The following is a 21,204-nucleotide window of genomic DNA, read 5'->3' as shown; positions in this document are numbered from 1 at the left end:
TCTCGCCGCCAATGTAATGCCCACCTGAATCTGTGGGATATGACGCAGTTCGATAGAGAACTGGGCCTAAAGTGGTCGCGATAACATGAAAGCGGGCGGGGTTATGCGGTATACTAGCCAGATCTCTCAGATTTTGTTGCGTAACGAGCGAGTAGCACATGTTCGAAAATTTATCGGAGCGTTTATCGCGAACGCTTAAGAATGTCAGCGGCCGTGGTCGTCTGACGGACGACAACATCAAGGATACGCTGCGTGAAGTACGTATGGCGTTACTCGAAGCCGATGTTGCGCTTCCTGTTGTCCGTGACTTTGTTAAGCGTGTCAAAGAGCGCGCTGTCGGTACCGAGGTATCGAAAAGCCTGACGCCGGGGCAGGAGTTCATCAAGATAGTTCAGGCTGAACTTGAAGCGGTGATGGGAGCGTCCAACGAAGACCTCGACCTGTCATGCCAGCCGCCGGCGGTCATCTTGATGGCAGGCCTGCAGGGTGCGGGTAAAACCACCAGTGTCGGTAAACTGGGTAAATTATTAAAAGAGCGCCAGAAGAAGAAGGTTCTGGTTGTTTCTGCCGATGTCTATCGCCCGGCGGCGATCAAACAGTTGGAAACGCTGGCTAGCGACATTGGCATTGATTTCTTCCCGTCATCACCGGATCAAAAGCCAGTCGATATTGCCAAGGCCGCATTGGATCACGGTAAGCTGAAGTTCTACGACGTGGTGATTGTCGATACCGCCGGTCGTTTGCATGTCGATGAAGAAATGATGGGCGAGATCAAAGACGTCCATCAGACTATCAATCCGGTAGAAACCCTGTTTGTGGTTGATGCCATGACCGGTCAGGATGCGGCTAATACGGCCAAGGCGTTTGACGAGGCCCTGCCGCTGACTGGTGTGATCCTGACCAAGGTTGACGGTGATGCCCGTGGCGGTGCGGCGCTATCGGTACGTCATCTTACCGGTAAGCCAATTAAATTCCTGGGTGTGGGTGAGAAAACCGATGCTCTGGAACCTTTCCACCCTGATCGTGTTGCCTCACGTATTCTGGGCATGGGTGACGTTCTGTCTCTGATCGAAGATCTTGAGCGTAACGTTGATAAGGAAAAAGCCGAGAAGCTTGCGAAGAAATTCAAAGAGAAGAAAGGCTTTGACCTGGAAGATTTCCGCGGCCAGTTGCAGCAGATGAAAAATATGGGCGGCATGATGGGCATGATGGACAAGCTGCCGGGTATGTCCCAGTTGCCTGACAATGTCAAAGATCAGGTCGACGACAAGATGTTCGTCCAGATGGAGGCTATCATTAACTCGATGACGCCGAAAGAGCGTGAGCGTCCGGAAATCATCAAGGGTTCGCGTAAGAAGCGTATCGCCATGGGTTCAGGTACTCAGGTACAGGATGTTAACCGTTTGCTGAAACAGTTCACCCAGATGCAGAAGATGATGAAGAAGATGCAGAAGGGCGGGATGAAGAACATGATGCGCAACATGAAAGGCATGATGCCGGGTGGCGGCATGTTCCCTGGTCGCTAGGCAATTAAATACTTAGGCCTTGGGGTTATTTTCCCTTAACTGGTGAAAAAGTAGCTAAAGCGGTTGCATTCGTCAGTTTAAAGAGTAAAATTCCCGAGCTTAATTTGGCACGGGCCCCGTTTATTTCAAGCGGGGCCACTTTAATTTACAGTAATGCAAAGAGGACGATATGGTAACCATTCGTTTGGCACGTCACGGCGCTAAGAAGCGTCCATTTTATCAAATCGTTGTTGCTGATTCTCGCTGTGCACGCGACGGTCGTAACATCGAAAAAATTGGTTTCTTCAACCCGCTAGCTAAGGGTCAGGAAGAGCGTCTACGTCTAGACCTTGACCGTGTTAACCACTGGGTTGGTCTAGGCGCAACTGTGTCTGACCGCGCAGCTAAGCTAATCAAAGACGCTGCTAAAGCGGCTTAATTAGCATGTCTGGTAGCAAAGAAGCGATGAGTTCAAATAACCAAGACTACATTGTTGTCGGTAAACTGGGTGCCTCCTACGGTATCAAGGGTTGGCTCAAAGTTTTTTCCTACACAGAAGATTCCGAAAGCATTTTTTCCTATCAGCCTTGGCTTGTGAAAGTTAAGGGTGAATGGAAAGAGTTCCGCGTTGAGTCGTGGAAACGTCATGGTCAGGGTATGGTGGCGAAGTTAGAAGGCCTGAACGTTCGTGAGGACGCTCAAATGTTTACTAACGCAGAAGTCGCTATACAGGCCGATAGACTACCGGCGTTGTCAGATGAAGAATTCTACTGGCGCGAATTGTTTGGTATGGCTGTGGTAACAACCGAAGGTTACGACCTAGGTAAAGTCACAGACATCCTGGAAACAGGTTCAAACGATGTCCTGGTGGTTAAGGCTAACCTGAAAGATGCTTTTGGACAGAAGGAACGACTAATCCCGTTCCTCGATGAGCAGGTCATCAAGTCGATTGATCGCACTGCTCAGCGGATCGAAGTTGACTGGGATCCTGGATTTTAATCCCCGGTAATAGGTGAACAAATGAAGGTAGGCATAATCAGCCTGTTTCCTGACATGTTTAATGCCATTACCAATTTTGGGGTGACAGGCCAGGCGGTAAAAAAAGGCCTTTTGTCGGTAGAAACATGGAATCCCCGTGATTTTACCCATGACAAACACCGTACGGTTGATGATCGACCTTATGGTGGCGGACCTGGCATGCTGATGATGGTACAGCCTTTGCGCGACGCTATCCATGCTGCCAAGCAGTCTGTTGAAGGCCAGGCTAAAGTCATCTACCTTTCGCCTCAGGGCCGTAAGCTTGATCAAGCCGGTGTTGAGGAGCTGGCACAGAATGAGAATTTGATTCTGATCTGTGGCCGCTATGAAGGGGTGGATGAGCGCATTATCCAGCAAGAGGTAGACGAAGAATGGTCTATCGGGGATTTTGTGCTGACTGGGGGCGAGCTGCCTGCCATGACGCTAGTCGATGCAGTTGTCCGGTTTGTACCGGGTGTACTGGGTGACTTTGCGTCTGCAGAAGAAGATTCTTTTGCTAATGGCTTGCTAGATTGTCCGCATTATACGCGTCCCGAAATGTTGGACGGGCAGGAAGTCCCTAGGGTCTTGTTGTCTGGCAACCACAAGGACATTAGTCGCTGGCGGTTGAAACAATCGCTGGGCCGAACCTGGCTGAGAAGACCAGAGCTCCTGGAAAACCTAGCTCTGACTGACGATCAGGAATTCTTGCTCGCGGAATTTATACGCGAATATAAAGCAAGCAATTAATTAATTTAGTATCAGTTTATTCTAGGGTATACCAATGAGTAACATCATCAAGCAGCTCGAAGACGAGCAACTAAAACAAGACCTACCTACTTTTGCACCGGGCGACACTGTTGTTGTTCAGGTTAAAGTAAAAGAAGGTGACCGTGAGCGTCTACAGGCGTTCGAAGGCGTTGTTATCGCTAAGCGTAACCGTGGTCTACATTCTGCATTCACAGTTCGTAAAATCTCGAACGGTGAAGGTGTTGAGCGTGCATTCCAGACACACTCTCCACTAGTTGACAGCATTACTGTTAAGCGTCGTGGTCTAGTACGTCGTGCCAAACTGTACTACCTACGTGAGCGTTCTGGTAAAGCAGCACGTATCAAAGAGAAGCTTGCTCGCAAGTAATCTTAAGCGTAAGACGTTTATTGAAAAAGCCCACCGCAAGGTGGGCTTTTTTTATATGGCTACCTCATAACCTCTGCAGCCTGGCCTGGGTGAAAATAATCGTTATAGCCATTCAGCTATTGTTCTTGCTGTCTTGTTGTTTACAGGAAACCGGAATCGTTTCATTGTATGAGAAGCGGATGCTGCTGGCATTAGCAGAAAAAGGTGTCGCTGCATGCTGTACCAGGATGGCAGCTAGATTGGTATTATTTGTATCAGATAAAAAGAAACCAGCCGGATGGCTGGTTTCGTAATAGCGGGGCCGAAGAGGCGGTTGTTAAGCTGTCTCTAGCTTGCCTTTTGCTTCTTCTTCGTCAGCCAGGTCAGTTTCACCTTTGCCTTTTGAACGCTTGATAACATAGCCTGCGATGCTGAGGGCACCAACTACACCGGCAATGGTCGATACTGTCATCGGCAGACCAAAGCCTAGCTGGCTGTTGTTCAGGATGAAGGTAATACATACCGTGGTCATGAATACAGCCGGTACTGTGGTAACCCAGTGTAGCTTGTTGTGGCGAAGCAGGTAGGCCGAGGCCGTCCATAGCATCATTACGGCTGTGCTCTGGTTGGCAAAGCCGAAGTAGCGCCAGATAATACCGAAGTCAACTTGAGTCAGGATACCACCGATAACGAACAGCGGGATGGCCATTAGCAGACGGTTGCGAAGTGTCTTCTGCTCCATGTTGAAGTACTCAGCCAGGATAAGACGGCTAGAGCGGAAAGCGGTATCACCTGAAGTGATAGGCAGGATAACCACGCCCAGAAAGGCAACGATACCGCCGAAGACGCCCAACAGACCAATTGAAGAGCTGTATACCACGTTACCCGGACCGCCGTTAGCAACCGCTTCTTTCAGTGCGTCAACCGAACCGAAGAACGACAGGGCCAGTGCACACCAAATCAGGGCAATAACACCTTCACCAATCATCGCACCGTAGAATACGAAGCGACCGTTCTTCTCGTTTTCCATACAACGGGCCATTAGCGGCGACTGGGTTGCGTGGAAGCCGGAGATAGCACCACAGGCAATGGTGATGAACAGGGCTGGCCATAGCGGCAGGTTATTCGGGTTCATGTTGGTAAACATCTGGCTCATCTCGTAGTCACCCAGCAGCGAGTGCTCGCTCGAGAAGGCAATCGCCGTGATTAGACCAACTGACATGAAGATCAGCAGGGCACCGAATAGCGGATAGAAACGGCCGATGATCTTATCAACCGGGACAATGGTTGCGATGATGTAGTAGGCGAAGATGATAACCACCATCGTCGTCATCGACATGCCCATACCGGTTTGCTCGTTGACCAGGTTGGTGATCATGCCGGCAGGAGCCGATACGAAGACCACACCAACCAGCAGCAGCAGGATAATGGCAAAAATGTTCATAAAGTGTTTGGCACCATTACCCAGGTAGCGGCCTGTGATCGTCGGTACCGAGGCACCGTCGTTACGCACGGACAACATACCGGAGAAGTAGTCGTGCACGGCACCGGCAAAGATACAGCCCAGTACAATCCACAACATCGCGGCCGGGCCGTACAGGGCACCCATGATCGGGCCGAAGATCGGACCGACACCGGCGATATTCAGCAGCTGTACCAGATATACCTTCTTGTTTGACATCGGCACATAGTCAACGCCGTCTTGCTTGGTATAGGCAGGGGTTTGACGTTTTTCGTTAACGCCAAAAACTTTTTCGATAAACGCACCGTAGATAAAGTAGCCACCTACTAGCGCTGCTACGCACATCAGGAACCAGGTCATACTCTTGTCTCTCTTTTAAGATTGGACTTCCAGTTTCTAGCTTTGCGGCTATCGCGCCATTTCACCCTCGGCTAAACACTCGCAAAACTTCTTTTATTGGTTGCCATGTTAAAGCGTCGGGGAACAGATGCACGCGATAAACCAGTGAGTGGTTCTATGGCGAGGTGAGTGGTCGATGAGTTGACTAAGTGGTTTTAGGCAAAAGTTAGCGGTTCGATGAGAAATTTTGTGTCTTTGCGAGGCATATCTGTTGTTGGTGTAGAGGGTTCAGTGCAGGTTAAGTATTTTAACTTATTGTAAATTAAGAACTGTTATCGAAGGGGCGTATGATGCTGAAGAAGATAATTGTCGCTGTCACCTTGCTTGTGCTATTGGCGGGATGTTCAACAACGAGTACCAAGCAGGCGTTAATAGCCGATGGCAACTGGTTCAAGCTGGGTTTTAATAAGGGGCGATGGGGAGAAAAGGCGACGGCAGAGCCAACCCTGCAGGCTGAGGCGTCGGAGGTGGATGCCACCATGGCACTGGACTATGATGCCTACCTCCGTGGGTACCAGAAAGGCCTGGAATCATATTGCACGCTTGAGCAGTTAAGACAAATGGGCATGGAAATGAAAACGGACTGGGGCGTTTGTGAATTCCGCCGTGACGACGGCGGGCTGTATAAGATGTTTTGGCAGCAAGGCTTTGATCGGAGTATGGCATTTGACGGTGTTACAGGTTATTGATCCTTGCGACTAGGCAAGGATCAGCGAAGAGCTGTCTTAGCTGAGACCGAATCGGTCCTTTAGCTCTTTGAGGTAGCGGCGGCTGACCGGGACCTGGTGACCGAGCTGAGTGGTAATTTCTGCCAGGCCATTTTCCAGCAGTTTGATTTCGCGGATCGCCTGCGGGTGGATCAGGTACTGGCGGTGGCAGCGGATCAGCGGCGTTTTTTCCTCCAGCACTTTAAGTGTTAGCTGGGTGGTGGCCTTGGTGTCTTTGGCCACGATATGAACCCCGGAGAGATCGCTATAGGCAATTTCAATATCGGTCGGAGCAATAAGCAGGATCCGGTTGTGGCCGGTACACGGGATCAGTTCCAGCATCTCGTTGACCAGCGGTGAATAGTCCTGCTCCTGACACTCTTTTTTCAGTCGCTTGATGGTTTTTGCCAGGCGACATGTTTCGACCGGCTTGAGGAGATAATCAAAGGCATTGTCCTCGAAGGCTTTGAGGGCATATTCATCATAGGCGGTGACAAAGACCACCTTGGGCATGGTATCGGGATCAAGCATGCTGAGCATTTCAATGCCGGTAATTTGCGGCATCTGGATATCAAGAAAAATGACATCAGGCTTGAGGGTGTTGATTTTTTTCAGTCCTTCGATAGCGTTATTGCAACTGCCGATGACTTCCACTTCATCGGTGTCATGCAGTAGGTCGATGAGCTCTTCTCTGGCATACAGTTCATCGTCAATAACGAGTGCCTTGATCATGCTGCGGTTTCTCCATTCGTTCCGTTGGCGTGGCTAGGCTGCTGGGTATCAGCGGGGATAGTAATTGTCGCTCGGGTCCATTCCCGGGGTTGGTAGGCCATGGTCAGTCCGTATTGCTTGCCAAACATGTTTTTCAGGCGCTTGTCTACAATCTTCATACCTAATCCACTTTCTTCACCAACCGGGGCGTAGTTACCGGCGTTGTCCTCCACTTCAAGCACGATGCATGCTTTGTCGCAGTATCCGTGAATCATTATTTTACCATCTTCCAATAACGAAGAGGTGCCGTGTTTTATGGCATTTTCAACCAGCGGCTGCAGGGTAAAAGTCGGCAGCTTGATGTTCATGAGTTCCGGAGCGACACAGATATCCACCTGGAGCCGGTCAGAGAAACGGGCCAGTTCAATCTCAAGGTAGGCATTAACATGCTGGAGCTCTTCTTCGAGTGTTACCGTTTCTATATTTTGTTTCAGGTTGCGACGGAAGAACTGGGATAAATGCTGGATCAGCTGGCGCGCCTTGTCCGGATCGCGGCGGACGACAGAGTTAATAGTATTGAGCGCATTGAATAGAAAGTGAGGATTAACCTGTGCCTGCAACAGTCGCAGTTCGGCCTGGGTCAGCAGAGCCTGCTGCTGGGCATAACGGCCAGTCAGGATCTGGTTTGACAGCAGCTTGGCTATCCCCTCGCCGAGAGTGAGGTTGACGGTCGAAAACAGCTTTCTTTTCGGTTCGTAGAGCTTGATAGTTCCCAGTACCTCATTGTTGCCGCCGACCAGCGGGATCACCAGTGCCGATCCGAGCTTGCATTTCTGGTGCAGCGAGCAGCAGTAGGGGATATCGTAGCCGTCGGCATAGACAAGCTCACAGCCGTCGATCGCCCGGCGGGTATAGCCGGAAGAGATAGGCGTTCCCGGTAGGTGGTGATCATCCCCGATCCCGATAAATGCCAGGATTTTATCGCGATCGGTGATGGCGACAGCCCCGACCCCGGTTTCTTCATACACAATCTTGGCGATTTTTTTGGTGCTTTCCTCGTTAAAGCCCTGGCTCATGATCCCGACGGAGCGCTGGGCGATCTTGAGTGCCCGACTGGAAAAGGCCGCGGAATATTTCTCGTAGATGGTTTTGCGATCCTGAATGATGCTCATAAACAGGCCGGCACCGACGGAGTTGGCGATAACCATAGGCAAAGCGATGGCACTGACCAGGTGAAGCGCCTTGTCGAACGGTTCGGCGACTACCAGGATAATGAACATCTGGATGATTTCGGCTACCAGCGTAATGGTAAAAACGGTGAATGGCTTAAAGATCTGGTCACTCTGCCCGCGGCGGACAAAGTAACTGTGCATTAAGCCACCTATCAAGCCTTCAACGGTAGTAGAGATCGCACAGGCGACATCGGTAAAGCCACCCATACTGTAGCGATGCATGCCGCCGGTGAGGCCGACGGCGAAACCGACCACCGGCCCACCAAGCAACCCACCCATGACTGCACCGATTGCCCGAGTATTGGCTATAGCATCTTCTATGTGAAGTCCGAAGTAAGTGCCTAAAATACAAAAGAGGGTGAACAGAACGTAGCACGAAAATCGTTGCGACAGCCGTCCTGATACCGTGGTGATTGGCATAAATAACGGCGTTTTGCTGAGCAGGTATGCAATAACCAGATACACGCTGAGCTGCTGAAGAAGAGAAAATATAAGTTCCATTGCCATTAGGGAGTGCGAGTGGGCATTGCAATTATGGTAACTGGGTTTGATGCCAATGGCCAAAAACACTTAACTGTAAATTATTCTTTACGAGTGGTGTTTTTTCTTTACACGGTGTTGCCAAGGGGCGAAATCCCTTGCTATTGTGACGCCATGTAGCAGGGCAATCCTGTTTTAACCTCATCAGAATAATTTGAATATTTTAAAATTACAGGGAAGCCAATATGCAAAAAGACCAGTTGAATAATGTCCATATTCAAGATGAATCTGTCCTGATCACGCCGAAAGAGCTGCGCAGCAAACTGTCTGTCAGTGAGGCAGGGCTGGATTTCGTGCGTCAGTCTCGTCAGACAATTGCCGATATTATCCACAAGCGTGACCACCGTCTGCTGGTGGTGTGCGGGCCGTGCTCGATCCACGATATCGAAGCGGCAAAAAGCTATGCCGTAAAGCTTAAGCAGCTGTCAGACGAGCTGAGTGATCAGCTGTATATTGTAATGAGGGTGTATTTTGAAAAACCACGTACTACCGTTGGCTGGAAGGGATTGATCAATGACCCGCACCTTGACGGCTCGTTTGAAGTCGAGGAAGGCCTGCATATTGCCCGTCAGCTGTTGATCGACCTGGTGGAGATGGGGATCCCGCTGGCTACCGAGGCCTTGGATCCTATCAGCCCTCAGTACCTGGGAGATTTGTTCAGCTGGGCGGCGATTGGTGCCCGTACCACCGAGTCACAAACTCACCGCGAGATGGCCAGTGGTCTGTCGATGCCGGTTGGATTTAAAAACGGTACTGACGGCAGCCTGGGAACGGCAATCAATGCCATGCAGGCTGCTGCTTCGGGTCACCGTTTTATGGGGATCAACCGCGAGGGACAGGTGGCCTTGCTTAATACTCAGGGCAACCCGGATGGGCATGTGATCCTACGTGGCGGCAAGCAGACCAACTATGATTCTGTTTCAGTGACGGAATGTGAAAACGAGATGGCAGCATCAGGCCTTTCTCCGTCCTTGATGATAGACTGTAGCCACGCTAACTCCAGAAAGGACTACCGTCGCCAGCCGCTGGTGGCCGAAGATGTGATCCACCAGATCCGCGAAGGCAACCAGTCAATCATCGGTCTAATGTTGGAAAGCCATCTGAACGAGGGCAGCCAGAGTGCAGACTTATCGCGTGATGAAATGGCCTATGGCATTTCAATTACCGATGCCTGTATCAGCTGGGAGACAACGGAAACATTGCTTCGCCATACTCATCAAGAGTTGGAGCCGTTTTTGGCCGAGCGAAACTAACCGGTAACGACGGGGTTGTTTGAGGGAGTGCTCAACCAGCAATTTAGGCAGATTAACCGGTACAGTTAGTTCTGTACCGGTTACTTGTCTCTGGATAGTTGTTGGGGAGCTGTGGCGGAACAAATACAGAATTAATACGGATCGCAAAATCATGGTTGCCGAACTAAGTAAATTACGAGATCAAATCGATGATGTTGATCAGCAGATGGTCGAGCTGCTTGCTCGTCGTCTGGCATTGGTCGAGGAAGTGGGTCATGTCAAAAGTCAGCATGGCCTGCCGATCTATGCGCCGGATCGTGAAGCAGCCATGCTGGCTTCACGCCGTCAGGAGGCGGAGAGCAAAGGGGTCCCACCTGATCTTATTGAAGATATTTTACGCCGTACCATGCGTGAATCTTATGCCAGTGAAAATGACTCTGGCTTTAAGTGCCTGAAGCCAGATTTACGTCCGGTAGTGGTTGTCGGCGGCTATGGCCAGCTGGGTGGCCTGTTTTGTCGGCTGTTTGAATTGTCGGGCTATGAAGTTCGTAAACTGGGCAGCCAGGATTGGGATCGGGCCGATGAGCTGCTGGCTGATGCCGGTATGGTGGTCGTGTCGGTGCCGATTAACCTCACCGAAGCGGTGATCGCCAAGTTAGGAAACCTGCCGGAGGACTGTATTCTGGCTGACCTGACGTCGGTTAAAAGCGGCCCGCTTCAGGCGATGCTGGAAGTCCACAGTGGCCCGGTTGTTGGCCTGCACCCGATGTTTGGGCCTGACATTGCCAGCCTGGCCAAACAGGTGATTGCCTACTGTGACGGTCGCAACCCCGAGAGTTACCAGTGGCTGTTGGAGCAGTTGCAGATCTGGGGAGCCAGCCTGAACCGGATCAGTGCGATTGAGCACGATCAGGGAATGACGCTCATTCAGGCGCTGCGCCACTTTACGTCCTTTGTCTACGGCCTGCACCTGGCAGAAGAGGATCCTAAGCTGGAGCAGTTGCTGTCACTGAGTTCGCCGATTTACCGTCTGGAGCTGGCGATGGTCGGCCGCCTGTTTGCCCAGGATGCCCAGCTGTATGCCGATATTATTATGTCCTCACCGCAGAATCTGGCGATGATCAAGCGCTTCCATCAACGCTTCGGCGAAGCGATAGAAATGCTCGATAGCCAGGACAAGCAAACCTTCAAGCAGGCATTTGGCCAGGTTGAACATTGGTTTGGAGACTATGCACAGCATTTTTTAATCGAGAGCCAGGGATTGCTTAGACAGGCGAACGATTCAACGCATAGAAAATAACACATGTGCCGAGGGCTGAAGTCCAAGTTCAGAAGCCCGAGCACTTGAACGAGAAAAGCCCACGATCGTGGGCTTTTTGCATGACAGCAACTAGATACCCGCTGGGGCGTTACTCGTTTATCTCGACTTCTGTCGGATTAACATTCTCACTCGGGTAACATCCAAGCACCTTGATAAAGCGGGTTAGCCGGGTGAGTTCTTCGAGGGCTTCCTGCATCACGTCCGATTTCAGGTTTACCTCGACATCGACATAGAACATCTCTTCCCAAGGGTTGCCGATCACCGGACGGGACTCCAGCTTGGTCATATTAATGTTGAGGTTACGCAGAACAAGCAGGCATTCCACAAGCGAGCCGGCCTTCTGGGCCGTCGACATAATGAGCGTGGTCTTGGCCGGGATCAGCGATGTCACTTCCACTGGCTTGCGGGCAACGACGATAAAGCGGGTAAAGTTTTCCTGCTGGTTGGCGATATTCGTCTTGAGCGGCGTCAGACCGTAAAGCTCTCCGCTGGAGGCATTGCCGATAGCAGCAACATTAGGCTGCTTCAGTTCGGCAACCATTTTCATCGCCTCGGCGGTACTGGAACAGTACTCCTGGGTAATATTTCCCATCGAGTGCAAGTATTCGCTGCATTGCTGGTGTGGCTGTGGGTGCGAGTACAGGGTGTCAATATTATCGAGGCTGGTATCTACCGCAGTCAGCAAGCAGTGCTCAATCGGCTGGGTGATCTCGCCGACAATCGACAGGCTGGTGTGCTGCAGCAGATCGTAGACTTCGTTGATCGAGCCTGAGCTGGTATTTTCAATTGGCAGGACACCGTAATCGGCATTGCCGGTTTCAACCACGCTCAGGACATCCCGAAACGTCGAGCAGCTGATTTCGACCAGCTTGGTTTGCTTTTTACTGAAGTAGTTGCGGCTGGCAAGGTTGGAGTAGGAGCCTTTGGCACCGAGAAACGAGACTCGGGCGACGGGCTGCAAGCTGTCCGGGTTAGTGAGTTTTTGCAGGTAGGCCTGCTGGAACAAGACGGAATCTTCAATAATCGCATGGAAGATTTGGGTAACATACTGGGCATCGAGCTGTTCGCGTTTGCCCGTTTCAATCAGCCTTAGCAAGAGTTCTTGTTCCCGGGTTTGATCGCGAACAGGCTTGGCTGTTTCAATTTTGCTTTTCGCGACTTCCAGGCTTAGCTGGCGGCGCTCGGCCAGTAGCTTGATAATTTCATTGTCTATACGGCTGACATTTTTTCTGATGTCGTCCAGTGAATACTGTTGCTCTGTCATTGTTAGTCCCTGTCTGTCTGCAACTTGATATGTCTATCTGCAACCGATACAAAAAAGCCTCCCGGGAAGGAGGCTGTCTGTTCGTCTTTAGCTTATTTCTCGCGTAACGAATAGCCTCCGTTAAGGTGACATAAAAAAGAAGCTAAAGAAAAACAGGTTAAGTAATCGCATTGGTAATAACGGTGTATTTTGTGATGAATATGACTCAACAGTATTCAGCCGATAAGGCCTTGTCAAGCAGAAAGTAAACAGCCCTGCATGGGCAGGGCTGTCAAGGGGCTGTTTACCTTCCAGCGCCTTTCCTGCTAGTAGCCATTTTTTTCGGAAACAAGGCGGAGATATTCATTTATAGTCATCTATATTGATATATCGACAACGCAGTTAACGGGAAAAATGGCTCTAGCCCTTTGGGTAGAACGTAAAAAAAACCTCATGCAGCGTTACTCAGAACTTATTTAGGTGACTAAACTTCATTCTTCGTGCCTTGCCTGAGGTTTTTTTACGCTCTACAGGTGGGGCGCTGAAAGGTCAACAGCCCCTGTAATCCTCTTAAATAATTATGCTTCAGCTTCTTCTTCTGTTTCTTCAACCCCGGGCTTGTTGCTATGGCTGGCGCGACGTGCTGTTGGCTTATGAGCTTGTTTCTTCAGCTGGCGTTCCAGTTTTTGGTAAACCTCAGTAATGGCACCGTACATATCGTCATGCTCTGCTGAGGCGACTAGTTGACCTCCTGGAATGGCAGCAGATGCTTCAATTTTGAATTGTTTGCCAGGTTCTGTACTGATGGCTGCATTTTTACTGATAAGTGGAACTTGGTACTTTTCTAACTTCTTGAATTTAAACTCAATACGTTCGCGGATAGCAGGGGTGATATCAAGGTTTTTGCCGGTGATGTTTACTGTCATAATTATCTTTCCTCTTTTGCTACCCTTCGTTGGGTTAACTTCAGATTACTAAAATTCCGGCTTAATAATGTGACGGTAGTCACACTTGGGTGCTTGCGATAATGTCTAGAAAAATTCTGTGATCCGGCTTTGCTTGTTGCAAAAAAGTTTGACGAAAGTGCTTGTCGAGGGCGAATTAATTAAGGCAGTATGAAGGTATTAGGAACGCTGGTGGCTGGTGCTAACTAGGGATTAAATTCGAACTATAACAACAGCTTGGGTGAAAATTGTCCGCTTTTTTATAGTGTTAATAAATGCCCCTTCATGGCTTGAGCCCAACATCACGTAAAATTATTGATAAAAAACAGCAGCCATTAGGCTGCTGTTTTTCATTTCGGTGATGGTATTTGCTTATTGCGGGTTGAGGGCAATAAGTTGCTTGGTGTGTTCAAGCGGTTCTTGCAGGCCGAGCTGTTCATAGGCAACAACCATTAGCTCCAGAGACTGGCGGGCTGCGCGGGTGTCCGGGTACTGGCGCTGGATAAGCTGGGCACGATTGATTGCGGCGACCCAGGCTTCGCGGCGAATATAGAAGTCGGCAGTTGCCAGCTCATAATCGGCCAGTCGATTCTTCAGGTAGGTCATTCGTGCTTTGGCATCAGCGGCATAGTGGCTATTTGGATAGCGCTCGAGCAGGCGCTTGAAGTCACGGAAAGCCTTGCGTGACGGCTCGGGATCCCGGTCATGACGATCGATGCTAAACAGGTCGTGCATAAAGCTGCGGTCCTGTGCCATATTGGTCAGGCCACGCATATACAGAACCCAATCTGCTTTTTCATGGGCAGGGTTCAGACGGTTAAAGCGGTCAATCGTAGCTTCACCAAGCGCTAAATCATCGTTCTTGTAGTAGGCATAAATCAGATCAAGCTGTACTTGTTCTGAGTAGGCGCCAAACGGATAGCGAGAATCTAATGCTTCCAGTTGTTCGATTGCAGTTATCCAGCTTCCACTTTGTAGTGCCTGCTGAGCAGTTGCATACAGCTCTGATGGCGGTACATCTGGCACTACTTCTTCAGTGCTTGAACAGCCTGAAAGAATGGCAACGGCAAGAAAAGTCGTAATTGTCAGGCGTTTCATTGCGGTGTCTGTTTCCTTGATAAAAATTTTATTTCTGTGGATCCATTACGGACGGAGCCGTTAACAGATACAATGACACTATTAGGTTATTTTACGCAGCGTTTGACGTTTAGTCCCACGCTTTTTGAAAAAGTTCGCTATGGCACAGCAAATTGAGTTAACAAATACAGTAAATGAGAGCCAGCTAGGTCTTCGACTTGATCAGGTTCTCGCTGAATTATATCCGGATTATTCGCGTTCGCGGATCAAAGAATGGATTTTGAATGACATGGTTTCCGTTGACGGCAAAGTCGTTAATAAACCACGTACAAAAATGATGGGCGGTGAAGAACTTTTCGTTCAGGCAGAAGTCGAGGACGAAGTGCGCTGGGAAGCCCAGGATATTCCGCTTGATATTGTTTATGAAGATGAACATATCCTGGTGATCAACAAGCCACGTGACTTTGTTGTCCACCCGGGAGCCGGAACACCGGACGGTACGGTATTGAATGCCTTGCTGCATCATTGCCCTGAGCTGGCAGAAGTACCTCGTGCGGGTATTGTCCATCGTCTGGATAAAGATACAACAGGCCTGATGGTTGTCGCCAAGACAATTCAGGCCCAGACCCGTCTGGTTCGCGCGTTGCAGAAGCGTAAAATTACCCGTGAATATGAAGCGATTGCGATGGGTAAAATGACCGGGGGCGGTACAGTAGAAAAGCCGATTGGCCGTCATTCGACCAAGCGTATCTGCATGGCTGTCCATGAATTGGGCAAGCCAGCGATTACGCACTATCGGGTTGCTGAACACTTCCGAGAGCATACGCGGATTGTCCTTCGTCTTGAAACGGGCCGAACTCACCAGATCCGCGTTCATATGTCTTATTTGGCTCACCCGCTGGTGGGAGATGCGATTTATGGTGGCCGTCCGCGTCCGCCCCGTCATGCATCGGATGAGCTGATCCAGGCACTGCGTGCGTTTGATCGTCAGGCTCTGCATGCACGTATGCTGCGCCTTGATCATCCAATCACGGGCGAATTGATGGAGTGGCATGCGCCGCTTCCTGTTGATATGGTCGCGATGATGAATATTCTGCGCAAAGACAAAGAAGAGCATCACGAGGACGATTACTAAGGTGTTTATTGTTCCTGACTGGCCGGCTCCGGCCAATATTAAAGCCGTTTCGACCACCCGTGAGGGAGGGGTAAGTCTACAGCCTTACCAGGGGCTGAACTTAGGTTCGCATGTCGGGGACAACATTGAACACGTTCAGTGTAATCGAACTCAATTACAGCAAGAACTCAGGCTGGCAGAATCGCCGGCTTGGCTAAACCAAACTCATAGCACGACGGTTATCGGGGTGAATGCGCTATTGGCAACAACACCGGATGCCGACGGAAGTTATACCCGTGTTGCCGATATAGCTTGTGCGGTGATGACGGCCGACTGTTTGCCTATTTTACTGTGTGATAGTGCCGGTACTCAGGTTGCTGCAGTACATGCCGGCTGGCGTGGTGCCGCTGATGGGATCATTGAGGCTGCTCTGGATACTTTCCATGCACCGGCTGAGCAGATTTTGGCTTGGTTCGGACCGGCAATTGGGCCGAATGCCTTTGAAGTGGGCAATGAAGTTCGGGAGCAATTTGTTGCCGACTTGCCTCAGGCAGAGCTGGCATTTACACCTCGTGGTGATAAATGGCTAGCTGATCTGTATTTGCTGGCCCGCCAACGGTTGCAACGAGCCGGGGTTAACAAGATCTATGGCGGTGATTTCTGCACATTCAGCAGTCCGGAGCGTTTTTACTCATACCGACGAGACGGAGTGACTGGCAGGCAGGCCTCGCTGATTTGGATTGAAAGCCAATAACCTGATTGAAAATTGTTATGCCCTGAGTTTTGGCAAAATAATGAAGCCCTCGTAGTGATACGGGGGCTTTTGGTATCTGTGGGAGAGCTGGCCCACACACTCTGTTATCAGTAAAGAATTAGGTTCGTGAATTTCTGCGTAACATTGAAAGAATGAAATGATTCATTGGTTGAAAAGTGTGTTGTGTACCACCATATCTATCGAGAGAAAGGATGATATATGGAGGACTTATGCGTCTTGACCGATTTACCAGCAAGTTTCAAATGGCGATATCTGATGCACAGTCGCTGGCTTTAGGGCGAGACCATCAGTATATCGAACCGACCCACCTGATGGTGGCGTTACTTAATCAGGATGGCAGTACGATTCGCCCGTTGCTGACAATGCTGAATGTCGATATTTCCCAATTACGCTCCGGCCTGTCCGAGCTACTGGATCACTTACCTAAAGTCAGTGGTATCGGTGGTGATGTGCAGCTGTCTCATGGGATGGGTATGCTCCTGAACATGTGCGATAAGCTGGCCCAAAAGCGTAAAGACAAATACATTTCTTCTGAACTATTCATTTTGGCTGCCGTTGACGATAAAGGACCATTAGGGCAGTTGCTGAAACAAAAAGGGCTAACAGCCGAGAAGGTCGAAAAGGCCATCGAGCAAGTTCGTGGTGGTCAGAAGGTCGATGATCCCAATGCCGAAGAAAACCGTCAGGCATTGGAAAAGTTCACCATTGATCTGACGGAACGGGCTGAGCAGGGCAAACTCGATCCTGTGATTGGTCGTGATGATGAAATCCGGCGTACAATCCAGGTGCTTCAGCGTCGTACCAAAAATAACCCGGTGATTATAGGTGAGCCAGGTGTCGGCAAAACCGCGATTGTTGAAGGGCTTGCGCAGCGAATTATTAATGGGGAGGTACCGGAAGGCCTTCGCCATAAACGCGTCCTGTCTCTTGATATGGGGGCGCTCATCGCCGGGGCAAAATACCGCGGTGAATTTGAAGAACGACTAAAATCGGTCCTCAACGAGCTTTCTCAGGAAGAAGGCAACATCATATTATTTATCGATGAACTGCACACCATGGTCGGTGCCGGAAAAGGCGAAGGCTCGATGGATGCCGGTAATATGCTCAAGCCGGCATTGGCGCGAGGCGAGCTGCACTGTGTGGGCGCCACGACTCTGGATGAGTATCGTCAGTACATCGAAAAAGATGCAGCGTTGGAACGACGATTCCAGAAAGTGCTGGTGGATGAACCGACAGTCGAAGATACCGTTGCGATTTTACGTGGCCTGAAAGAACGTTATGAGCTTCACCACCATGTTGAAATCACCGACCCTGCTATTGTCGCTGCGGCCGGCCTGTCACACCGCTATATCTCAGACAGACAATTACCGGATAAGGCAATTGACCTGATCGATGAGGCCGCCTCCAGTATCCGTATGCAGATTGATTCCAAGCCAGAGTCATTGGACCGCCTCGATCGTCGTATTATCCAGCTTAAGATCGAGCAGCAGGCGCTGGAAAAAGAAAGTGATGAGGCAAGCCAGAAACGATTAAAGGATTTGTCCGAAGAGCTAGATACCAAAGAACGAGAATATGCTGAACTGGAAGAGGTGTGGAATGCCGAGAAGGCCGCTCTTTCTGGTACTCAGTATATTAAGACGGAGCTGGAGCAAGCGCGTACCGATATGGAAATAGCGCGTCGTGCCGGTGATCTCAATCGGATGTCAGAGCTCCAGTACGGCAAAATCCCTGAGCTGGAGAAACAGCTGGATCTGGCTGCTCAGGCAGAGATGCAGGAGATGAGCTTGTTGAAAAACAAGGTTACCGATGCAGAAATTGCCGAAGTGTTATCACGTCAGACTGGTATTCCTGTTGCCAAGATGCTGGAAGGCGAACGAGACAAACTACTGCGAATGGAGCAGGCGCTACATAAACGTGTGATTGGTCAGGATGAGGCTGTCGAGGCGGTAGCCAATGCGATTCGTCGTAGTCGTGCAGGACTTTCTGATCCGAACAGACCGATAGGCTCCTTCTTATTCCTTGGCCCGACCGGGGTTGGTAAAACAGAGCTTTGTAAATCCTTGGCTCACTTTATGTTTGACAGTGAAGATTCCATGGTGCGGATCGACATGTCCGAATTTATGGAAAAGCATTCCGTCGCTCGCTTGGTTGGTGCTCCTCCTGGTTATGTCGGCTATGAAGAAGGCGGCTACCTGACAGAAGCTATTCGTCGTCGGCCATATTCTGTGATTTTGCTTGATGAGGTCGAGAAGGCCCATCCTGATGTGTTCAATATTCTGTTGCAGGTACTTGATGACGGGCGCCTGACCGATGGGCAGGGGCGAACTGTCGACTTTCGAAATAGCGTCATCATCATGACGTCCAACCTTGGCTCTGATCGCATTCAGGAGCACTTTGGTGAGCTTGATTATGAGGGGATCAAAAATACCGTAATGGAAGTGGTCGGCCATCATTTCCGCCCCGAGTTCATTAACCGGGTTGACGAAACGGTGGTATTCCATCCGCTTGGTGAAGAGCACATCAAGAATATCGCCAATATTCAGGTCACACGTTTGATTAAGCGGCTGGAAGAGAAAGACTACCAGCTTGCGTTGCATGAGAGTGCGTTGGAATTGATTGCCAAGGCGGGCTTTGATCCTGTCTTTGGAGCAAGACCGCTAAAACGTGCTATCCAGCATTATATCGAGAATCCGTTAGCTCAAGATATTCTCTCGGGTAAGTTCGTAACGGGGAAAGTGATTAATCTGGTTGCTGAAAACGATCGGATCACAGCCAAGCAATAACTGCTGATGGTTCGATGGATATCGAACGTTACTGAGATCTAAAGCCCTCGCTTTAAGTTAAAGCGGGGGCTTTTTATTGCTAGCTACACACTCGATTTACTTGAAGAATATAGCTGTATCGCATGGTTCGTTAATTTCCGGCGATCTTGTATGTGCTATGCAGTTTTCATGAAATTTCTTATATAAACCTTCAAGGCGAAGGGAATCATCTCGCAACAATAACTAGTCGTTCTTTTGAAAAGCACTAAACCCGTAGAAACTTTGCCCACTCTTATTGTCGTAGACAAAGTTAAAAGTTCTGAAGGGATAGTCACTTGTATGGTTGGTAAGTGGTTATGTTGCTTTATCGCTGTTATAGGGATGCTGCCAGTAACAGGCTGGACTGCGAAATGTGATTTAGCCTCGGGGGCGCAAGTTACGTTAATTTATTTGGAGGGCTATGCAAAAGGTTCGAGTGCTGGACAAATCGTTAAACAAAAAGTCGATTACCTGAAGGGGATAATGGCCAGTAGTGCCTTTGAAGAAAGATCGGCAGTCAATGTCAGCCTTTCTTATTATGCTGACTCTGATAGTGAGGAACAGTTAGTGATCACTCTGAGTAGTGAGTACTTAGGTTCTTATGACGCCATGACTGAATTGATGAACAGTAAAGGGCATGTTTCTATAGATATATCACAGTGCCAACCGTAATTCTGCATGTTGAGTGAGAAGTAGGTGAAATGGAGCTTGGTGCGATAGCGTTGACGCTCCTTTACCTAGCTTTACTTAAGATTCATATTCGATTCATTTTGACTGCGTTAGTCTGCTTTTGATTTCTGGGGATTTCTGTTTTGCCACAATGTTGTCATTGTTGCTCTGTTGGTTGAGAGCATTGTGGAGTTTGCGAATAGTAAGGAGAGTCTATGAAAAGCCTTATGGATCAATTGTTGAACCAGGCCAGTAAATATGTCGATAGTTCTTCCAAGCCGTCGTCTGGTAAAACTGACTTGCTAAAAGGGGCTGCTGCTGGTGGGTTAATGGGCGCGGTGCTAGGCAATAAAAAAAGCCGTAAACTGGCGACGAAATATGGGAAGAAAGCCGCCATGCTCGGAGGGACAGCTGTCGTTGGTACGCTGGCTTACCAGGCGTATAAAAAATGGCAGCAGGGAGAGAACGTTGAATGGAAGCCGACCTCAAACAACGAGGAAGGCCAACCATCTGAGCCGCTGTCCTATAACCACACGTCGATTGTTGATCCACTAATACTGATTAAAGCCATGGTTTTTGCGGCGAAAGCGGATGGACATATTGATAGCAACGAAAAGCAAGCCATTGCGCAATGGTTGCAACAGCAGAATATCGATCAAGATGTGGAAGGGCTGATAAACCGTTGGATAAATGAACCGCTTGACCCTCAAGTGATTGCTTCTGAGGTATCTAACCTCGAGCAGGCATCGGAAGTGTACTTGGTCTCACTACTGGCAATCGATGTCGATCATTTTTTAGAGAAGGCATATCTAGATCAGTTGGCGAGTGCGCTTTCTCTGCCGCAAGAGCTGGCTCTACGTATCCAAGAGCAGGCTAACTTATAAATCATGGCGCCAACATTGGTGGTTTATTGTGTCAAGTGAGGCTTATTGCGCACAATTTGTTCGGTCGGGCTGTTTTTGGTGATTTATTTCAAAAATAGCCTTGCCAACGGAATCGAAGTCTCTATAATGCCGCCTCACCGACACGGAGCACGGCGACTTAAGCCAGCAACGTATCGGATTTGTTCTTTAACAATTTGACCATGCAATCTGTGTGGGCACTCGTGAAATGAATAGTCAAAAAAGATTATATCAATGAACTGAGTGACCAATACAAATACTAAGTTTACTTATTATTTGGCACAGTCAATTCGTTCTAACTTAGTTAGAACAATCAGTATTCATTGAGCCGTTACTTCGGTAACAACAAAACTTTAATTGAAGAGTTTGATCATGGCTCAGATTGAACGCTGGCGGCAGGCCTAACACATGCAAGTCGAGCGGCAGCGACACGACA

Annotated in this window: 19 protein-coding genes, 1 rRNA gene and 1 other annotated feature; of the genes, 14 read left to right on the top strand and 6 right to left on the bottom strand. The window is 49.5% G+C overall.

Features of this window, described 5'->3' with window-relative positions; translation table 11 throughout:
* Positions 1 to 158 precede the first annotated feature (158 nt).
* From ffh to rplS, 5 genes are all read left to right on the top strand, one after another.
* Complete coding sequence (ffh, locus tag L4D19_RS28895) at positions 159 to 1,526, top strand: signal recognition particle protein (protein WP_428455241.1); 1,368 nt, start codon at positions 159 to 161, stop codon at positions 1,524 to 1,526.
* A 169-nt stretch (positions 1,527 to 1,695) separates the two neighbouring features.
* Entirely contained in the window at positions 1,696 to 1,944 is a 249-nt protein-coding gene (rpsP, locus tag L4D19_RS28890) for a 30S ribosomal protein S16 (RefSeq protein ID WP_075763068.1), read from the top strand.
* On the top strand, positions 1,944 to 2,504 hold the full coding sequence (rimM, locus tag L4D19_RS28885; protein ID WP_428455251.1) for a ribosome maturation factor RimM: 561 nt from the start codon (positions 1,944 to 1,946) through the stop codon (positions 2,502 to 2,504). The genes rpsP and rimM overlap by 1 nt, the downstream gene beginning before the upstream one ends.
* A 21-nt stretch (positions 2,505 to 2,525) precedes the next feature.
* A complete protein-coding gene (gene trmD / locus L4D19_RS28880) occupies positions 2,526 to 3,272 on the top strand; it encodes a tRNA (guanosine(37)-N1)-methyltransferase TrmD (RefSeq protein WP_428455240.1) in 747 nt (248 codons plus the stop codon).
* Positions 3,273 to 3,306: 34 nt separating this feature from the next.
* The gene (rplS, locus tag L4D19_RS28875; RefSeq protein WP_075763066.1) at positions 3,307 to 3,660 is read left to right on the top strand and encodes a 50S ribosomal protein L19; all 354 of its coding nucleotides are present in this window, start codon (positions 3,307 to 3,309) and stop codon (positions 3,658 to 3,660) included.
* A gap of 316 nt (positions 3,661 to 3,976) precedes the next feature.
* Here rplS and L4D19_RS28870 read toward each other — a convergent pair whose 3' ends face one another.
* On the bottom strand, positions 3,977 to 5,461 hold the full coding sequence (locus tag L4D19_RS28870; protein WP_428455239.1) for a carbon starvation CstA family protein: 1,485 nt from the start codon (positions 5,459 to 5,461) through the stop codon (positions 3,977 to 3,979).
* A 329-nt stretch (positions 5,462 to 5,790) separates the two neighbouring features.
* On the opposite strand from L4D19_RS28870, the gene L4D19_RS28865 reads away from it, so the two are divergent.
* Entirely contained in the window at positions 5,791 to 6,189 is a 399-nt protein-coding gene (locus L4D19_RS28865; RefSeq protein ID WP_428455238.1) for a DUF2799 domain-containing protein, read from the top strand.
* Positions 6,190 to 6,225: 36 nt separating this feature from the next.
* Here the strand turns inward: L4D19_RS28865 and btsR are convergent, their stop codons facing one another.
* Entirely contained in the window at positions 6,226 to 6,939 is a 714-nt protein-coding gene (gene btsR, locus L4D19_RS28860) for a two-component system response regulator BtsR (protein WP_428455237.1), read from the bottom strand.
* Positions 6,936 to 8,651 carry a LytS/YhcK type 5TM receptor domain-containing protein gene (locus L4D19_RS28855; protein ID WP_428455250.1) on the bottom strand — a complete coding sequence of 572 codons (1,716 nt, stop codon included), beginning with the start codon at positions 8,649 to 8,651 and terminating at the stop codon, positions 6,936 to 6,938. Before L4D19_RS28855 ends, btsR begins: the two co-directional genes overlap by 4 nt.
* Before the next feature lie 224 nt (positions 8,652 to 8,875).
* On the opposite strand from L4D19_RS28855, the gene L4D19_RS28850 reads away from it, so the two are divergent.
* On the top strand, positions 8,876 to 9,943 hold the full coding sequence (locus L4D19_RS28850; RefSeq protein ID WP_428455236.1) for a 3-deoxy-7-phosphoheptulonate synthase: 1,068 nt from the start codon (positions 8,876 to 8,878) through the stop codon (positions 9,941 to 9,943).
* Positions 9,944 to 10,094: 151 nt separating this feature from the next.
* Positions 10,095 to 11,222, top strand: a complete 1,128-nt coding sequence (gene tyrA, locus L4D19_RS28845; protein ID WP_428455235.1) for a bifunctional chorismate mutase/prephenate dehydrogenase — start codon at positions 10,095 to 10,097, stop codon at positions 11,220 to 11,222.
* A 109-nt stretch (positions 11,223 to 11,331) separates the two neighbouring features.
* Here the strand turns inward: tyrA and pheA are convergent, their stop codons facing one another.
* The 3 genes from pheA to bamD form a co-directional block, all read right to left on the bottom strand.
* Positions 11,332 to 12,507 carry a prephenate dehydratase gene (gene pheA / locus L4D19_RS28840; protein WP_075763060.1) on the bottom strand — a complete coding sequence of 392 codons (1,176 nt, stop codon included), beginning with the start codon at positions 12,505 to 12,507 and terminating at the stop codon, positions 11,332 to 11,334.
* A gap of 47 nt (positions 12,508 to 12,554) precedes the next feature.
* Positions 12,555 to 12,676: a sequence feature (Phe leader region), on the bottom strand.
* 388 nt (positions 12,677 to 13,064) lie between these two features.
* Positions 13,065 to 13,412: a ribosome hibernation-promoting factor, HPF/YfiA family gene (hpf, locus tag L4D19_RS28835; RefSeq protein WP_428455234.1), complete on the bottom strand. Its 348-nt coding sequence runs from the start codon at positions 13,410 to 13,412 to the stop codon at positions 13,065 to 13,067.
* Between the two features lie 390 nt (positions 13,413 to 13,802).
* Positions 13,803 to 14,528, bottom strand: a complete 726-nt coding sequence (gene bamD, locus L4D19_RS28830) for an outer membrane protein assembly factor BamD (protein ID WP_075763058.1) — start codon at positions 14,526 to 14,528, stop codon at positions 13,803 to 13,805.
* 139 nt (positions 14,529 to 14,667) lie between these two features.
* On the opposite strand from bamD, the gene rluD reads away from it, so the two are divergent.
* The 6 genes from rluD to L4D19_RS28800 form a co-directional block, all read left to right on the top strand.
* Entirely contained in the window at positions 14,668 to 15,642 is a 975-nt protein-coding gene (rluD, locus tag L4D19_RS28825; protein WP_428455233.1) for a 23S rRNA pseudouridine(1911/1915/1917) synthase RluD, read from the top strand.
* Position 15,643: 1 nt separating this feature from the next.
* On the top strand, positions 15,644 to 16,375 hold the full coding sequence (gene pgeF, locus L4D19_RS28820; RefSeq protein ID WP_428455232.1) for a peptidoglycan editing factor PgeF: 732 nt from the start codon (positions 15,644 to 15,646) through the stop codon (positions 16,373 to 16,375).
* A 230-nt stretch (positions 16,376 to 16,605) separates the two neighbouring features.
* A complete protein-coding gene (clpB, locus tag L4D19_RS28815; RefSeq protein WP_428455231.1) occupies positions 16,606 to 19,179 on the top strand; it encodes an ATP-dependent chaperone ClpB in 2,574 nt (857 codons plus the stop codon).
* 318 nt (positions 19,180 to 19,497) lie between these two features.
* A complete protein-coding gene (locus tag L4D19_RS28810; RefSeq protein ID WP_428455230.1) occupies positions 19,498 to 19,869 on the top strand; it encodes a hypothetical protein in 372 nt (123 codons plus the stop codon).
* Positions 19,870 to 20,081: 212 nt separating this feature from the next.
* Entirely contained in the window at positions 20,082 to 20,750 is a 669-nt protein-coding gene (locus L4D19_RS28805; protein ID WP_428455229.1) for a tellurite resistance TerB family protein, read from the top strand.
* Between the two features lie 372 nt (positions 20,751 to 21,122).
* A 16S ribosomal RNA gene (locus L4D19_RS28800) occupies positions 21,123 to 21,204 on the top strand; the annotation flags it as partial.

The organism is Photobacterium kasasachensis (assembly GCF_050336885.1).
Classification (GTDB): Bacteria; Pseudomonadota; Gammaproteobacteria; order Enterobacterales; family Vibrionaceae; genus Photobacterium; species Photobacterium kasasachensis.
This window is presented reverse-complemented; position numbering and strand designations above follow the sequence as displayed.

What these genes read in the sequence shown, in the direction of transcription:
- rplS (WP_075763066.1), top strand. Translation starts at nt 3,307, where the DNA reads ATGAGTAACATCATCAAGCAGCTCGAAGACGAGCAACTAAAACAAGAC.
- L4D19_RS28805 (WP_428455229.1), top strand. Translation starts at nt 20,082, where the DNA reads ATGAAAAGCCTTATGGATCAATTGTTGAACCAGGCCAGTAAATATGTC.
- L4D19_RS28810 (WP_428455230.1), top strand. Translation starts at nt 19,498, where the DNA reads ATGGTTGGTAAGTGGTTATGTTGCTTTATCGCTGTTATAGGGATGCTG.
- L4D19_RS28855 (WP_428455250.1), bottom strand. Translation starts at nt 8,651, where the DNA reads ATGGAACTTATATTTTCTCTTCTTCAGCAGCTCAGCGTGTATCTGGTT.
- L4D19_RS28870 (WP_428455239.1), bottom strand. Translation starts at nt 5,461, where the DNA reads ATGACCTGGTTCCTGATGTGCGTAGCAGCGCTAGTAGGTGGCTACTTT.
- hpf (WP_428455234.1), bottom strand. Translation starts at nt 13,412, where the DNA reads ATGACAGTAAACATCACCGGCAAAAACCTTGATATCACCCCTGCTATC.
- tyrA (WP_428455235.1), top strand. Translation starts at nt 10,095, where the DNA reads ATGGTTGCCGAACTAAGTAAATTACGAGATCAAATCGATGATGTTGAT.
- L4D19_RS28865 (WP_428455238.1), top strand. Translation starts at nt 5,791, where the DNA reads ATGCTGAAGAAGATAATTGTCGCTGTCACCTTGCTTGTGCTATTGGCG.
- trmD (WP_428455240.1), top strand. Translation starts at nt 2,526, where the DNA reads ATGAAGGTAGGCATAATCAGCCTGTTTCCTGACATGTTTAATGCCATT.
- pheA (WP_075763060.1), bottom strand. Translation starts at nt 12,507, where the DNA reads ATGACAGAGCAACAGTATTCACTGGACGACATCAGAAAAAATGTCAGC.
- L4D19_RS28850 (WP_428455236.1), top strand. Translation starts at nt 8,876, where the DNA reads ATGCAAAAAGACCAGTTGAATAATGTCCATATTCAAGATGAATCTGTC.
- rluD (WP_428455233.1), top strand. Translation starts at nt 14,668, where the DNA reads ATGGCACAGCAAATTGAGTTAACAAATACAGTAAATGAGAGCCAGCTA.
- ffh (WP_428455241.1), top strand. Translation starts at nt 159, where the DNA reads ATGTTCGAAAATTTATCGGAGCGTTTATCGCGAACGCTTAAGAATGTC.
- bamD (WP_075763058.1), bottom strand. Translation starts at nt 14,528, where the DNA reads ATGAAACGCCTGACAATTACGACTTTTCTTGCCGTTGCCATTCTTTCA.
- btsR (WP_428455237.1), bottom strand. Translation starts at nt 6,939, where the DNA reads ATGATCAAGGCACTCGTTATTGACGATGAACTGTATGCCAGAGAAGAG.
- clpB (WP_428455231.1), top strand. Translation starts at nt 16,606, where the DNA reads ATGCGTCTTGACCGATTTACCAGCAAGTTTCAAATGGCGATATCTGAT.
- rpsP (WP_075763068.1), top strand. Translation starts at nt 1,696, where the DNA reads ATGGTAACCATTCGTTTGGCACGTCACGGCGCTAAGAAGCGTCCATTT.